Source organism: Mycobacterium mantenii, assembly GCF_010731775.1.
Classification (GTDB): domain Bacteria; phylum Actinomycetota; class Actinomycetes; order Mycobacteriales; family Mycobacteriaceae; genus Mycobacterium; species Mycobacterium mantenii.
Window position 1 is genome coordinate 1,450,063 of record NZ_AP022590.1, and the last position, 14,204, is coordinate 1,464,266.

General features: G+C 66.6%; 15 protein-coding genes and 1 pseudogene. 6 read left to right on the top strand and 10 right to left on the bottom strand.

All coding sequences use genetic code 11. The features are described from left to right. Positions 1–142: 142 nt before the first annotated feature. Together G6N50_RS06605 and G6N50_RS06610 are read left to right on the top strand one after the other, a co-directional pair. Positions 143–1,024 (top strand): HpcH/HpaI aldolase/citrate lyase family protein, encoded by an 882-nt coding sequence (locus G6N50_RS06605; RefSeq protein ID WP_083092471.1) that lies wholly within the window; start codon positions 143–145, stop codon positions 1,022–1,024. Between the two features lie 117 nt (positions 1,025–1,141). Then, complete coding sequence (locus tag G6N50_RS06610; protein ID WP_083092469.1) at positions 1,142–2,374, top strand: osmoprotectant NAGGN system M42 family peptidase; 1,233 nt, start codon at positions 1,142–1,144, stop codon at positions 2,372–2,374. A 5-nt stretch (positions 2,375–2,379) separates the two neighbouring features. Here G6N50_RS06610 and G6N50_RS06615 read toward each other — a convergent pair. The 5 genes and pseudogenes from G6N50_RS06615 to G6N50_RS06635 all read right to left on the bottom strand — a co-directional run. Further along, a pseudogene (locus tag G6N50_RS06615) lies at positions 2,380–2,643 on the bottom strand (aldehyde dehydrogenase family protein); the annotation flags it as partial. Positions 2,644–2,772: 129 nt separating this feature from the next. Then, positions 2,773–3,540, bottom strand: coding sequence for a class I SAM-dependent methyltransferase (locus tag G6N50_RS06620; protein WP_083092467.1), 768 nt, complete (start codon positions 3,538–3,540; stop codon positions 2,773–2,775). A 52-nt stretch (positions 3,541–3,592) separates the two neighbouring features. Further along, complete coding sequence (locus G6N50_RS06625; RefSeq protein WP_083092465.1) at positions 3,593–4,276, bottom strand: GAP family protein; 684 nt, start codon at positions 4,274–4,276, stop codon at positions 3,593–3,595. Between the two features lie 212 nt (positions 4,277–4,488). Next, positions 4,489–4,695 (bottom strand): hypothetical protein, encoded by a 207-nt coding sequence (locus G6N50_RS06630; protein ID WP_083092462.1) that lies wholly within the window; start codon positions 4,693–4,695, stop codon positions 4,489–4,491. 93 nt (positions 4,696–4,788) lie between these two features. Beyond that, entirely contained in the window at positions 4,789–5,199 is a 411-nt protein-coding gene (locus G6N50_RS06635) for a DUF732 domain-containing protein (protein WP_083092460.1), read from the bottom strand. Between the two features lie 303 nt (positions 5,200–5,502). On the opposite strand from G6N50_RS06635, the gene G6N50_RS06640 reads away from it, so the two are divergent. Continuing rightward, the gene (locus tag G6N50_RS06640) at positions 5,503–5,970 is read left to right on the top strand and encodes a lipocalin-like domain-containing protein (RefSeq protein WP_083092458.1); all 468 of its coding nucleotides are present in this window, start codon (positions 5,503–5,505) and stop codon (positions 5,968–5,970) included. Between the two features lie 85 nt (positions 5,971–6,055). Further along, positions 6,056–6,817 (top strand): SDR family oxidoreductase, encoded by a 762-nt coding sequence (locus G6N50_RS06645; RefSeq protein ID WP_163650818.1) that lies wholly within the window; start codon positions 6,056–6,058, stop codon positions 6,815–6,817. Between the two features lie 12 nt (positions 6,818–6,829). Here the strand turns inward: G6N50_RS06645 and G6N50_RS06650 are convergent, their stop codons facing one another. Beyond that, positions 6,830–7,483 carry a biliverdin-producing heme oxygenase gene (locus G6N50_RS06650; RefSeq protein WP_083092454.1) on the bottom strand — a complete coding sequence of 218 codons (654 nt, stop codon included), beginning with the start codon at positions 7,481–7,483 and terminating at the stop codon, positions 6,830–6,832. 239 nt (positions 7,484–7,722) lie between these two features. Here G6N50_RS06650 and G6N50_RS06655 point away from each other — a divergent pair, with 239 nt between their 5' ends. After that, positions 7,723–10,008, top strand: coding sequence for a SpoIIE family protein phosphatase (locus G6N50_RS06655; protein WP_083092452.1), 2,286 nt, complete (start codon positions 7,723–7,725; stop codon positions 10,006–10,008). Between the two features lie 98 nt (positions 10,009–10,106). Continuing rightward, on the top strand, positions 10,107–10,337 hold the full coding sequence (locus G6N50_RS06660) for a nuclear transport factor 2-like protein (RefSeq protein ID WP_083092450.1): 231 nt from the start codon (positions 10,107–10,109) through the stop codon (positions 10,335–10,337). 29 nt (positions 10,338–10,366) lie between these two features. Here G6N50_RS06660 and G6N50_RS06665 read toward each other — a convergent pair whose 3' ends face one another. The 4 genes from G6N50_RS06665 to G6N50_RS06680 form a co-directional block, all read right to left on the bottom strand. Continuing rightward, complete coding sequence (locus G6N50_RS06665; RefSeq protein ID WP_232068968.1) at positions 10,367–10,909, bottom strand: FKBP-type peptidyl-prolyl cis-trans isomerase; 543 nt, start codon at positions 10,907–10,909, stop codon at positions 10,367–10,369. Between the two features lie 98 nt (positions 10,910–11,007). After that, entirely contained in the window at positions 11,008–11,361 is a 354-nt protein-coding gene (locus tag G6N50_RS06670) for a DUF732 domain-containing protein (RefSeq protein ID WP_428838849.1), read from the bottom strand. A 127-nt stretch (positions 11,362–11,488) separates the two neighbouring features. Next, the gene (locus G6N50_RS06675; RefSeq protein WP_083092446.1) at positions 11,489–12,667 is read right to left on the bottom strand and encodes a serine hydrolase domain-containing protein; all 1,179 of its coding nucleotides are present in this window, start codon (positions 12,665–12,667) and stop codon (positions 11,489–11,491) included. Continuing rightward, complete coding sequence (locus tag G6N50_RS06680) at positions 12,664–14,127, bottom strand: biotin carboxylase (protein WP_083092647.1); 1,464 nt, start codon at positions 14,125–14,127, stop codon at positions 12,664–12,666. Before G6N50_RS06680 ends, G6N50_RS06675 begins: the two co-directional genes overlap by 4 nt. Between the last annotated feature and the right edge of the window lie 77 nt (positions 14,128–14,204).

The following is a 14,204-nucleotide window of genomic DNA, read 5'->3' on the forward strand; positions in this document are numbered from 1 at the left end:
ATTCGCCCTCGGTGAGGTTCACCACCGGCGACTAGGCCACCGGTACCGAAGGGTACTTTCTGCCTATGCCGAGCGCACCACACACCCGCAGGAATCTGACCGTTAACCGCGCCGAGCTCGACGACAGGAAGTGAAGCACTCCATGGCACCGACCCTGCGCCCGCGCCGATCCGCCCTGTACCTGCCCGGTAACAAGCCACGCGCGCTGGAGAAGGGGAGAACGCTGCCGGCGGATGTGCTGATTTTCGACCTCGAGGATGCGGTGGGACCCGATGCGAAGGCCGATTCGAGGGTGACGGTGTGCGAGGCGATCTCGGCGGGGGGCTACCGGCCCCGCGAGGTCGTGGTTCGTATCAACGGCCTGGACACCGACTGGCACGAAGACGACATGGCCGCCGCGGCCGGATCGACCGCCGACGGCGTGCTGGTGCCGAAAGTCGAGACAGGCCAACAGGTTCAAGCGCTGGCCAACAAGCTGGGCACTTTGGGAGCGCCGGAGTCGATGCAGCTGTGGGTGATGATCGAAACGCCCCGGGCCTTTCTGCGGGCCGAAGAGGTCGCGTCGGCCAGCGATCGCCTGGCCGGGTTGGTGGTCGGCACCAACGATCTGGTCAACGAGCTGCACGGCCTGCACGTCCCTGGTCGCGCACCCGCCGTGCCCGCCCTGGGCCTGGCGCTGCTGGGCGCGAGGGCGGCCGGAAAGGTCATCTTGGATGGCGTGTTCAACGACATCACCAACGAGAGCGCATTCCGGGCCGAGGCGCGGCAGGGCCGCGAGATGGGATTCGACGGCAAGACCCTGATCCACCCGTCGCAGATCGCCCCCGCCAACGAGCTGTTCGGTCCGTCACACAAAGAGCTGGAGGACGCCCGCAAGATCGTCTCAGCTTATGAGCAGGCGCAGGCCGCGGGAACCAGCGTCATCACCGTCGATGGCCGCATGATCGAGAGCTTGCACGTCCGCGACGCCCAGCGCATCCTCACCCTCGCGGATTTGATCTCCGAGCTGGAATCCGCTTCCTAGGGGCTGCGGACATATCGGGCGGGCCGCGCGGGTGCACGACGGCCGCCCACGACGGGCGTTCAGTGCCGGCCACACGGTAGGTTGAACGCGTTGTGAGACGACTCGAGAGGAGATGACGTGGGCCAGACCGCGGCCATGGCCGAGGCCGACCGCGCGTGGATGGTCGACACGCTGCTCGCGCTGCTGCAGACCCCGAGCCCGTCGGGACGCACGGACGCGGTGATGCAGCTGATCGGCGACATTTTCGACGACTTCGGGGTGCCGTTCACCCTGACCCGGCGCGGCGCGCTGACCGCCGAACTCGCGGGTGCGTCCGCGACCACCGACCGGGCCGTGGTGGTCCATTCCGACACCATCGGCTGCATGGTCCGCGAGCTCAAGGACAACGGCCGCCTCGAAATCGTTCCGGTCGGCACCTTTTCGGCGCGGTTCGCCGCCGGTGCCCGGGTGCGCATCTTCATCGACGACCCGGACGAGTTCATCACCGGCACGGTCATGCCGCTGAAGGCCAGCGGGCACGCGTTCGGCGACGAAATCGACACGCAACCCACGGACTGGAAGCACGTCGAGGTTCGCATCGACCGCAGGGTGTCCACGCGGGAGGACCTGGTTCGGCTCGGCCTGCAAGTCGGTGACTTCGTGGCGTTGATCACCAGCCCCGAGCTCACCGCCGACGGTTTCATCGTCTCCCGGCACCTGGACGGCAAGGCGGGCGTCGCTATCGCGCTCGCCCTGGCCAAGAACTTCTCAGAGAACAAGGTGGTGCTGCCGCACCGCACCACGATCATGGTCACCATCACCGAGGAGGTCGGCCACGGAGCCAGCCACGGCCTGCCCGCGGACGTCGCCGAGCTGGTCTCGGTGGACAACGCGGTGTGCGCGCCCGGCCAGCATTCCCTCGAGGACGGCGTGACGATCCCGATGGCGGACATGCACGGCCCGTTCGACTACCACCTGACCCGCAAACTCTGCCGACTCGCACAGGACCAGGGAATCCCGTTCGCCCGCGACATCTTTCGCTACTACCGCTCCGATGCGGCGGCGGCTATCGAGGCCGGGGCCAACACCCGCGCCGCGCTGGTCGGCTTCGGGCTCGACGGCAGTCATGGCTGGGAGCGCACCCACATCGATTCGCTGGAAGCCGCCTACAACCTTCTGCACGCCTGGCTGCAGACACCGTTGACGTTCGCCAAGTGGGACGCCAAGCCGAGCGGCAGCCTGCGCGACTTTCCGTCGTCGAAGCAACCCGCCCCCAGCGAACGGTGGGTACCGCTGTCGCGCGGCGATTACGAAAGCCCCGGCGACGCCTCGCCCGGGGCGCACTGGCCGCCGGAGGGACCACAGGCCTGAGGCCGCTACATCTGCGCCCCGACGACCTTGGTCTGTAGGTAGGTCTCGATGCCGGCCTTGCCGGACTCGTGGCCCCAGCCGGACTGTTTGTAGCCGCCGAACGGCATCGAGTGGTCGTAGGGAAAGGCGCAGTTGAGTCCGACGGTTCCGGCCTTGAGCCGCTTGGCCAGCCGATCGGAGCGGCCCAAGTCCTTGGTCCACACCGTGGCAGCCAGACCGTAGGTGCTGTTGTTGGCCAGCGCGACGGCCTCGTCCTCGTCGTCGAACGGCGGGCGCGGACCTCGTCCAATACCGATTGCACCGACATGCGTCTCCTCCTGACGTGAATGCGGCAGAAGTTATGCGCTTAACCCCACGCTGTCTACGAGATCCAAGAAATGGGACCGAGCCGAAGCGGCCTAGCGGCCGCGCGCGATGCGGTCGGCGCGCCAGCACCGAGACTGCATGGGGACGTCGATCGCCTCGGCGCCGGAGAAGTGGTCGGTCAAGACGGCGCGGGCGTTGGCGAGTCGCTGGGCGCGGTCGTCCGGCGAGGTGATGATCACCCGGCTGTAGGTGGCGAGCATCGCGACGACATCGTCGATGGTCATCCTCCGCACGAATGCGAACCTCTCGCTGGCGACGTTGTGGAAGATCTGCGGATCGGGGAGCACCACGTTCTCGTGCCGCCGGCGGAAACGGTCGGGCGCATCCAGCTCGGTCGTATCGTCGCCGGGCAGCACGTCGAGGTCGCGGACCCAGTCCACATCGCGATCTCGACTGGTCCAGATCAGCCCGAGCCGTCCGCCGTCGCGCAACACCCGGCCGATCTCCGGAACGGCACATTCGGGGTCCATCCAGTGCCACGCCGACGAGACGAACACCGCGTCCGCGGAATGGTCGGGCAGCGGAATCGCCTCGCCGGTGCCCTCCACGGCGCGAACCCCGGGGGATCTCTCGGCCAGCACCGCGCGCATCCGCGCGTCGGGCTCGACCGCGACGACTTGCGCCGCCCGCCCGACGAGCGTGCGGGTGAACAGACCGGTGCCCGCACCGACGTCGACGGCCACCTCGCAGTCGGACGGCAGCAACCAGTCCACCGCGTGCCGCGGAGGGTGTGGCCGCAGCGCGTCGTAGTCCTCGGCGATCGAGCCGAAGGACATCGCGCGTATTTGACGATCAGTCACACGCGACAAGGTAATGCAGCTCGCTGTGCACGACATGAGAAGTTGTGGCGCGTCACCAGAGCGCGCTGTGATTGACGAAGGCATCGGCGATGAGCCCGGTTCCGAAGACCAGAAACAACAGCCGCACCGACATCGGGCCGTAGCGGGTGAGGGCGCGCACGATACCGCGCTGAATGCGCTTGGCTCGCATGGTTTTTCTCATCGAAAGAGTGAGGATCAGCAGCGGCGGCGAGAGGGCGATCGCCCAGTAGCCGATAATCACCACCGGCCAGAGCGGCGGTCGCGGGTGCAGGGCGGCGAGCATCGCCAGGCCGGTGAGGTAGGGCACGGCGGTCGGAGCTTGGCCGCTGCCCACCGCCAACCCAAGGAACCCGAGCAGCCACGGCCGCTGCCGCATCGCCGCCAGCGCCCAGCCCGGTGCCGACGATTGCGCGGTCAGCGGGAAGAAGGCCAAACCGACCAGGACGGCCCCCAGCAGCAGTTCGCCCCGGAAGCGAATGGCCGGGGTGAGGTGAAAGTCGAGTACCTCGGTGATGAAGCCGATGCCCAGCACGGTGCACACGCCGAACGTGGTGGTCACCGCGAACACGCCCGCGACGTAACTCAGGGCGCCGGGGACCGGTGACCGACGACCGAGCCGGCTGTCGAAGATGACGGCCGAGACCACCCCGACGTTGAGCACATTGAGCGAGTCGAGAAACGCCAGTCCGGCAAGCGCCAGTACCAGAGCCGCCACGCGCCTGTACCGGGCCTAGCGCGGGGATCCGCCGGCCACCCGCAGCGGGCGGCGCACTGACCACGGGATCAAAGCGGCGATCATGTTGCATGACAATACGAGTCAGGCTCACGCGTGTCTGGTTGAGGGAGCTGGTGTCCCAGGCGCCCGTCCGTCGCGCCGGCCTGAACGGCGGGGATGGCGTCGGACCCGGCGAGGTGGCGGCCTTCCGGCTACTGGTGGCCGGCTTGCATCTCGGACAGAGCGTGCCGCAGCCCCTGGTCCAGCTGCTCGGAACTCGGCGCGGGAGTGCCGGCCCCCTGAGCCGGTGGCTGGCAGCTGCAGGTCGTCGTGGTCGACGGGTCCGCCGTCGCCGGTGCTGCCGCGCTCACGGCAGCCGCAACGGCGATGACCCCGCCGATCAGTACCTTCGTGATCATTGAGCCGCTCCTCGATGCGTTACCGAAATAGTAGGCTTCGGCGGGTGCCGGGTGGTTGCGGATTTTGACCCGCGCCGTCGGCTCAGGGAACGCCTAGGCCGCTGGCCCCGCGCCCTGATTCATGATCACCTGGATCATCTCCGGCGCGTAGGTGTAAATCGCGGCCGCGACCTCCCACTCGGCTTGCTCAGCGCTCAACGGTGTTCCGGCGATGACCGTCCTGACCAGGGACCGGGCAGTGCCCAACGGATCAGGGGACGCACGAACCTGGTCGGCGAACCACCGGCCCTCGGCGGTCACGTGGCAATCGGTGTAACCAGCCGCGTGCACGATGTTCTTCTCGGCCAGCAAGGTGACGTAACGGTCGTCGTCGGCGGTCATGGTGCAGTCCGCAGACGCCTGCGGTGCCGGCAGCACGACATGGCTCAGCAGTGCGGTCACTACAACGCAGATGGCCCACACCGGCGACGCTCGTCTCAGCCCGCGCACATGGGTGACCGTCATTCCTGGGCCTCCCTCGCTGGGAAACCTGCTGCTTACCCAGGCCAGCCAAACCGCGAATGCCGCATCGAGCTAGTGCCGAAAGTCATTGCTCCGACGGGGGATTTGAAGTCCTGACGACCTCTGCCGGCAGACAACTTGCGTCCGGAGGCTCGCCGTGGTCGCGCCCTCCGCGATGATTACGCGGGGGCCATGGTGCCGGCACAGGCACAGCGCGGCATTATCGAGGCGTCGACGGCGCGCAGGTGTCTCGATGCCGCGGTTGAGGTTACGCGGCGACAGCACATCAGGGAGGGGCCGCCGGCAATGACCGCACTCAGCAAGGAAGACCTTCGCGAATATCTCATTGGGGCTTGGACGTTGGAGTCCTACCAAAGCTCCGACGTGGATGGCTCAAACATGCGCTACCCGCTGGGTTCCGACGCCCGCGGAATCATCATGTACACCGCCGACGGATACATGTCCGCCCAGATCATGCGCGCCGACCGCGCACCGTTTGCCTCTGGCGATCTTCAGGTCGCCGGCAACGACGAACTGGCCGCGGCGGCCAGAGGGTATATGGCATACACGGGCCCGTATAGCGTCCACGACAACGGCACGATCGCCCACCACGTCGACGTCAGTCTGCTGCCGAACTGGATCGGCGTAACGCAATACCGCGCAGCCCAAGTCGGCGATGACCGTTTGCAGCTACGCCCCGTCGAGCCCGTGCTCATCAAAGGCAAACTCCGCAAGGCGCGCCTGACCTGGCAGCGAGCGAAGCCGGCCAAATAGACCGGCCCGCAACAGGACTCATCAGTTTCGGGATACCGGGGGAGTAGCTCACCGAAACCCGCCCCGCAGACCTCAGGAGAACTGAATGGGATTGCTCGACCATAAGACCGCTGTCATCACCGGCGCAAACTCGGGCATCGGGCTGGCCACGGCGCAGCGGTTTCTCGCCGAAGGCGCCGACCGGGTGTTCATCACGGGTCGCCGTCAGACCGAACTCGAAGATGCGGCAAGGAGTTTGGGCCCGCGCGCTACGGCCGTGCGCGGCGACGTCGGAACCCCGGGGGACTTGGACCGGCTTTACACCGAGGTCGCGGCCGCCGGCAACGGCCTCGACATCGTGATGGCCAATGCCGGATCGACCCGGGTGGCGCGGCTGGGGGAGATCGCCGAGGACGACCTCGACGCGCTGCTGACCACCAATGTCAAGGGAGTCATCTACACCGTGCAAAAAGCGCTGCCGCTGCTCAACGACGGCGCCTCCGTCATCCTGACGGGGTCCACGACCGCCGACCGCGGCCGCGCCGGGCTGAGCATCTACGCCGCCACCAAGGCGGCCGTCCGATCGCTGGCTCGCGCCTGGGCCAACGAGCTCGCCGGCCGCAACATCCGGGTCAACGTCATCGTGGCCGGATCCACCGCCACCCCCGGCAGCGACACATTGGCTGCCCAGACCGATCCCGATGCATCCATCGAAGAGTTCCGCGCCGGCCGCATCGCCACGATCCCGCTGGGCCGCTTCGCCGATCCCACCGAGATCGCCAATGCCGCAGTGTTTTTGGCCAGCGATTTGTCCAGCTTCACCACCGGATCGACGGTGACCGCCGACGGCGGATTCAACCAGGTCTGACCGGCCCCAGACTCAGCGCTGATGATCCGCAATGTTGTCGGCGAGTTCATCGAAGATGGCCTGGTTCAGGGCGAAGGCATATTTCACCTCACCGACGATGCGATCGATTTCGCCGGCGTCGGGGCGTAGAGCGTCGAGGCGAGCCCGATAGGCGTCCTTATACGGTTTGGGCCGCACCGGGAACTCATAGAAGGCAAGGCCGGCGCCGTGCAGATCGAACGCGCGATCCAGGATTTTCCCGATGCCCCGACCACCGGAGAGATCCCCGAGATAGCGCGTGTAGTGGTGGGCCACCAGCGCACCACCCCACGTGAGTGCCCCGAGCCGCTCGACGTAGGCCGCGGCCGCGGGGGAGTCGACCTCGCGTGCGGCACCCCAGGGCAGCCAGTGGTCGAGGTCGGCGTCGATAGCCGTCAGGCGCTCCAGCGCCGGGTCGTACACGGCGGCAACCATGGAATCGTCACGGCGGGCCCGCACGGCGTCCTCCAGCGCGGCGTACACCACACGCAGGCGGAGCAAGTAGTCGGAATAGCCCTCCGCCCCGATCCGGCCGGCGAGCAACTCGGACATGAATGGGCTCTGCTCCGCGGCGTCGTGTTCGGCCGCCGAGCCCTCTTTCATCGCCACCGACAGACGGCGGCTTGTCGGGACGGCGATCGAGCACATTAGCTGTTCAGATTACATTGGTGCTTGCAACGGGGGCGGTGACTGCGGCCTATGCGACCGAGCCGTGGTCGGAGTACTGCAGCCGGAGGGGGAAAATTTCTTGAGCACGTTCAGAAATCAGAGCCAGGCAAATCCGCGTGAAAATGCGAACCGCGGCCGACCTGGTTCAGAATGCCGACATACATTGATAGCTTGGAGATCTGGCTGCTACCCCTCACCACTGCGATAAAGCCGCTCACGTGACCAGCGACGGGCGGCGCGTCGAGCCATCGGCAGCCCCGGATCAGCCGGTCGACAATCTCGTACCGGTCGGCACTCCGATCGACCTGGACAACTGTGCGCGTGAAGCGATCCACATCCCCGGCAGCATCCAGCCGCGCGGTGTGCTCGCGGTCGTGCACGAGCCTGCGTTCGAGGTGCGTCAGGTCAGCGCCAACGTCGCCGACCTGCTCGGCAGTCCCGTCGAAGCGGTCCTGGGCGAGCACCTGTCGGCACTGATCGGTTCCGAACAAGCCGCCCGCATCGAGCGGGTGGCGGCGAGCTTCGGCAGTCTGCGCCAAAACAACCCGCTGGAGCTCACCATCGAGGTCGCCGGGGAGCCGCGGGCCTTCGACGCGATCCTGCACCGTGAGCCGGGCGGTGTGCTGTTAGTCGAACTGGAGATCGCCTACGGCGAGCGGCCGTTCTCCTTTCCGAACACCTACCAATCGGTCCGCGGCGCGGTGGAGGAGCTGAACCGCGCCTCCAGCCTGACCGAGCTGTACGCCACCGCCGCGCGCGCCGTCCGCGATCTGACCGGGTTCGACCGGGTGATGGTGTATCGATACGACGAGGAATACAACGGTGAAGTCGTCGCCGAGTCCAGGCGCGACGACCTCAACTCCTTCCTGGGCCTGCACTACCCGTCGACCGACATCCCGGCACAGGCGCGCGCACTGTACGAGAAGAACTGGATTCGGCTGATCTCCGACGTCGACTACACGCCGGCGCCGCTGGTGCCGAGCATCGACCCGGCGAGCAATACGCCACTGGACCTCACGTATGCAACGTTGCGCAGTGTTTCGCCGATTCACATCGAGTACCTGCAGAACATGGGTGTGCATGCATCGATGTCGATCTCGCTGCTTCGCCAGGGGCGGCTCTGGGGGCTGATCGCCTGCCACCACTACGCCGGTCCGCACCTGCCGCCGTTCGGCACGCGGGCGGCGGCGGAGTTCCTCGGCTCGACCTTGTCGCTGCGACTGGTCGACCGCTTCGAGGACGAGCAACTCCACAAGCGGCTGGCCGCGCAGGCCATCCTGGCCAAGCTCACCGCTGCCGCGCTGGATGACGGCGAGCCGCTGTCGGAGTCGCTGCTCGGGGCGCCCGACCTGCTCGACCTGGTGCCCGCCGACGGCGTGATCATCAACATCGGGGGTGATCTCCGCATGCGTGGCGCGGTCCCACCGCGAGAAATCGTCTCCGCCGTCGCCGCCTGGGCTCGTGACGCGGACGACGAGATCGCCTGCAGCGAATGCCTGTCTCGGGCGCTGCCCGAACTCGATGTCGATCCGCAGGTGGCCGCCGGCGCGTTGGTGCTCAATCTGCCCGACGGGCAGTACGCCATCTGGTTCCGGCGGGAGGTGCTGCGCTCGGTGGACTGGGGCGGCGATCCGTACAACAAGGCGAACGCGGTCAACGAGGACGACCAGCTTCGGCTCAGCCCGCGCAAATCGTTCGACCGGTGGCGCGAGATCGTCCACCAACGCAGTGAACCGTGGTCACAAAGCGAGACCGAATCCGCCGGATCGTTGCGGCGCCAGCTGGTCGAATCGCTCTATCGCCGCACCCGGGGAGCGCTGCGCGTGGCCGAGACGCTGCAGCGCAGCCTGCTGCCCGAGTCGATCCCGACGTTCGACAGCTGGCACCTGTCCGCGCATTACGAACCGGCGGCGGGGGACAACGTCGGGGGCGACTGGTACGACGCGTTCGAGCTCCGCGACGGCCGGTTGATCGTGCTGATCGGCGATGTCGCCGGGCACGGCATCGCCGCAGCCGGCACCATGGCGGCGCTGCGTAATGCTCTGCGCGCTCAGTTGTTCGCCGGCGCCGCACCGGCCGAGGCGCTGGAACAGCTCAACGACTTCTGCCTGCACATGCTGCGCGGCGCGTTCGCCACCGTCATTGCCGCGCGGGTCGATCTCGGCTCGGGTCAGGTGGAGGCCGCGTCAGCGGGCCACCTGATGCCGTACCTGACGAACTCCTTGGCGAGGGCGGTCCCGGCACCGATCAAGCTCTCGCCGCCGATCGGCATCAAGGGTGTGACGTACGCACCCAGCACATTCGCCGTCGAACCCGGACACGGCCTGGTGTTGTTCTCCGATGGCCTCGTGGAACGTCGCGGCGAATCGATCGACGACGGGCTCGACCTTTTGGCCGAGACCCTCGGACGGGCGGGCGACATGGCGGCATCCCAAATCTGGACGGCGATGGCGGCGGATCACACCGACGACGACGTCACCATCATCACGTTGTTTCGTCCCTGAACGTGCGTTAAGCGCTTCGTGGAACGGCGCCGATTCCACTGGCAGCGATCTACAGTGCGACGAATAGCGCACTGCAATCACCCCTGAAGGATGATGAGATGGCGAAACGTGTTGCGACCAAAAACGACAACGAAAAGATCGTGGTCGATTTCATACATGCCGCTTACGGCCAGAGCATGGACGTCGACGCCGTCACGTTCCACGTCACGGCGCTCTTCGCGGTTCGCGACGGTGCGATCACTCACTGGCGTGAGTATTGGGACACCACTCACGTCGCCCGACAATTAGGCATCGATCCTGCGCTCATGTTCGCCCCGTTGGCCGATTGACCTACGCGGCAAGGGATTCGGTGGGCCGACTAGCCCGCGGCGCTGAGGATCTTGATCGCGAAGACGAGCGAATCGCCAGGCTGAATTCCAGCGCTGGGCTGGCCTTCGGGGTAGCCGTCCGCGGGGACCATCGCGACGGCGACCGTGGACCCGACCTTTTGCCCTGCGATGGCCTTCTGAAAGCCCGGCACCACTCCGGTAAGGGGGAAGTCCACCGGGGCGCCGCGCTGGTAGCTGCTGTCGAAGACGGACCCGTCACGTCCGTTGACGCCCATGTAGCAGACGGAGACCCTGGCGGTGTTCGAGACCACCGGTCCATCGCCGGCATGCAGCGTGTGCACCTGGGTCTGGCTCACGCTGAACGGTGCGGTCACTTTCACAAGCGGAGCGGTGGTATCCGTGGATCCGGTGACCGCGACGCTGCCGGTAGTACCGCTCAGCGTCCAGTCAGGCGTTGCACCGTTCGGCGGCGCTGCCGTCGGGCATGAACCGGCCGCGGTGGCCGTGCCCGCGCCGGCGAACGTCATAGCGGTTGCCGCGACAGCGGCCGCGAGCGCGGCGGAGGGATTCATCCGGGAAAAGTTCACGGCCGTCACGCTACAGCCACTTATTGCGCCCCTTGCCGGGAGCCCTGCGTGCATTTTTTGCGCGGGAGGGTGACCGTCCCTGTCTAGGTGCAAAGGCTCGGGGCGTCGCACACATTGCCGGGGCAGTAGATCGAGTGTGCGGCGTTGACCAGGCTCCCGACGTCCAGCAACGTCACGCCCTTCGTGTCCAGGCGGGCGTGCAGGTCGTCGGCGATCTGCTGGGGCGTCCAACCCCAAGTGAGGTCGTAACACACATCGTGCGCCTCGGCGATGAGTGCCTCTTCCGTCTTCGGCGGCCACGTGAGGCCGACGGCGCGCAGTTGTGCGAGGTATGCGTCATCTTGGGGGGTGGCCGCAGCAATGCCGGCGCTACCGGACGGTGCGGCGGCAACCATGATGGGGACGGCGATTCCGGCCAGCCTTCGAGGTGAGAACATTCGGTTCCCTTCCAATCTTCGCGGCGCCATCATAGGCCGCCAAAAGTGCACCGCTGCAAAGCAAGACACACAGCAGAATAGCCAAAGTTTGCCTTCGCGGCTCGCCGAAATTCGCAGCGTGCGCCGGTTAGCCGGTGATACCAGCCAGTTGGTATGCCACCGCATCGAATGCGCGCAACGTGTCCAACATGTGCGGCTCGTGAGAGTGCGGCTGGGTGGACAACTTGGCCGCGACCAGCTCCGCGGTGCGGTTGACGTAGATCATCTGGCCGCACATGCCCAGGCACAACACCACGTTGTTCCCGGGATACGGGAACCACATATGGTTGCGGTACATCCCGCCGGGCAAATCGGTGTCGTGATCGGGGCTGGCGGCGAACGCCTGACGCGAGTCGGGGCCGCCGTCGAGGGTGTCGGCGATCCACGCCGCCGGCAATACTTGCCGGTCGGTCAGCGACACGCCCTCGCGCAAGAACAGCGAACCGAACCGGATCATGTCGCTGAGGCAGGCGCTGATCCCGCCGTCGAAAAAACCGGTGCCGGCGGGATCGACACCGATGGTGGCGTCGCATTGGGCGCCGATGCGGCTCCACAGCAATTCCGACATCAGTTCGGGCATCCGCCAGCCGCCGGCGACCTCGCAGATCCAGCCGAGCACGTCGGTTTCACACGAGCGATATTCGAAGGGGCCGCCGTGAGCCGACTTCTGCCGCAGGGTCAGCAGGAAGTCGCGCACCGTGGCGTGTCCGTCCGGATTGCTTTTCGGTGCCCAGCCCATCGCCTGGTCGAGGAGGTGGATCTCGGCGGCCGGGTCGTCGTAATCCTCCGAGAAGGCGATACCCGACCTCATGTCCAGCAGGTGGCGCACCGTCGCACCGGCATAGCCGCAATTCGCAAGGGCAGGAACGTATTTCGTGACAGGCGCGTCAATCTCGATCGCGCCGGAGCCGCGTAGCGCGGCGACGACGGACGCCACCAGCGACTTGCTCACCGAGAACATCAGGTGCCGGGTCTGGGCCACCATGCCGTTGACGTACTCCTCGGCCACCATCGCACCGCGGTGGGCGACTGCCCACCCGTCGGTAGCGGTCGCTGCCATCACCGCGCCGACCGTGGTGGCCGCCCGGTTGGTGTTGGTCACCGGGATCTCGGCGATGGAGGCACCGGCCGCGGGCAGGGCAGCGACGGGCCCGGCCCCGCGCGAGATGACCGCGGTCGGAACCATGTCTTCGACGTGCTGGAAGGACCACTGCGCATAGGGCGGCGCCAGCCAGTTGTTCAGTGAGATACCGGCCGGGGGGCTCACGCGCGGGCGACGAGCCGCGAGACGATCGGCGCAGCCGGCGTCAGGGGCGTTGAGACGAACTTCGCCTTCATGCCCTTAACCCAGCGCTGACAGCGCTCGCTGAGCTGATAGTCGTCGGTCTGCAGGTGTGAGCGAGTGACGAGCACGCCGAGTTGGGCGCCCTCGGACCGCAAGTCGCCGGGCGCCGCGACACGCATGTAAAAAGCCTCGGACCCGTCGAGCAGCGTGGCCCAGTCGTTGGCGGTCCGCGAAAAGGAGACCCGACCGTCGTCGTCGATGCGCCACACCCCGGTGCGTGGTGTCGCGGTGAATAGCTCGATCTCCGGTGAGGTCTCGGTGAGTATCACCTGGCCCCAGACCTCGTCCTCGCCATAGCCCCGCTCCCAGCGCGCGTTGATCTCGTCGATGTCGAGTTCGTACTCGACGTCCATGTACTCGAGCAGGTGAAAGAGAAATAGCGGCATGTCGGCGTAGGCCTCGGTGGTCAGGTTCGTCATCGGGCTGGCGCCACTCAGGCGCGGGTTCACCTCGCCCAGGTAGAGCTCGTCGGAGTCGAGGTCATGCAGAATGTCCACCTCGAAGTAGCCGAGGTAACCCTCGCGGCGCATGACGTCACCCAGCTTTGTCACCATTTCTCGCGCGGCGTGCGTCTGGGCAGGCGGCAGCACCTCGTGCCAGATGTCATTGCCACACCAGCTGCCCCGGCTCGGCGTCAGCTCCGAATAACCGACCAGGCTCGTCATCGCGGGGCCGACCACGGTGCCGTGGCGGGTCACGGCACCCTCGAGGCATACCTCGACATTGCGGATCCGCTTCATGACCTTGAGTTCTGGCTGCGACGTCAGGTCACCCGCGTGTTCGTCCCAGTCGCGCCGACCGTGCACAAAGAACGTCCCGCTGCCGGCGTTGCCGTACGCGATCGAGATGACCAGGTCATCTCCTAATCCGGCGCCTTGTGCGAGCGCCTGCAATTCGTCGTACGAACCGGCCCGCCCGATGACGTGCGGCACGCTCGGGATACCCGCCTCGTTGGCCAAGCGAGTCATGACGATCTTGGAGCCCAGACGCTCGCGCAGCTCCATTCGCGGGTGCATGACCTCGAGCCCGGCCTGCCGCGCGAGGGACTGAATTTCTTCGTTCATCATCACGAAGCAGCACTTGCCACCGGGACCTTTGCCCGCGATGAACTCGAGCGTCTCGGGATCGGACAACAGATGGCTGCACACCTCGTCCATGGAGTCAAAATCACGGCGGTCTCGTCGGCGAGGCACGAACACGCGCGAGTGTGTGCCCTCGAAAGAGTCAAAGTACGTAAGGTAGAAGAAGTTTCGTATCCAGCGGTCAACGCCCAGCAGGTTGAACGGGGTCGGGGAGATGAAGAACAGCGGCACCTTGTTGGTGTGAAAGAACGCGCGTATGTCCGAGAGGCCGTTGAGTACGTGGCGCGGCTCGGGTCCCATCACGCCGTCCGCGGTCGCGTCGAAGCCCGAAACCGGCGCGCGGGTTGCGGTGCGGTCAGCGGCGGTGCGGTCAGCAT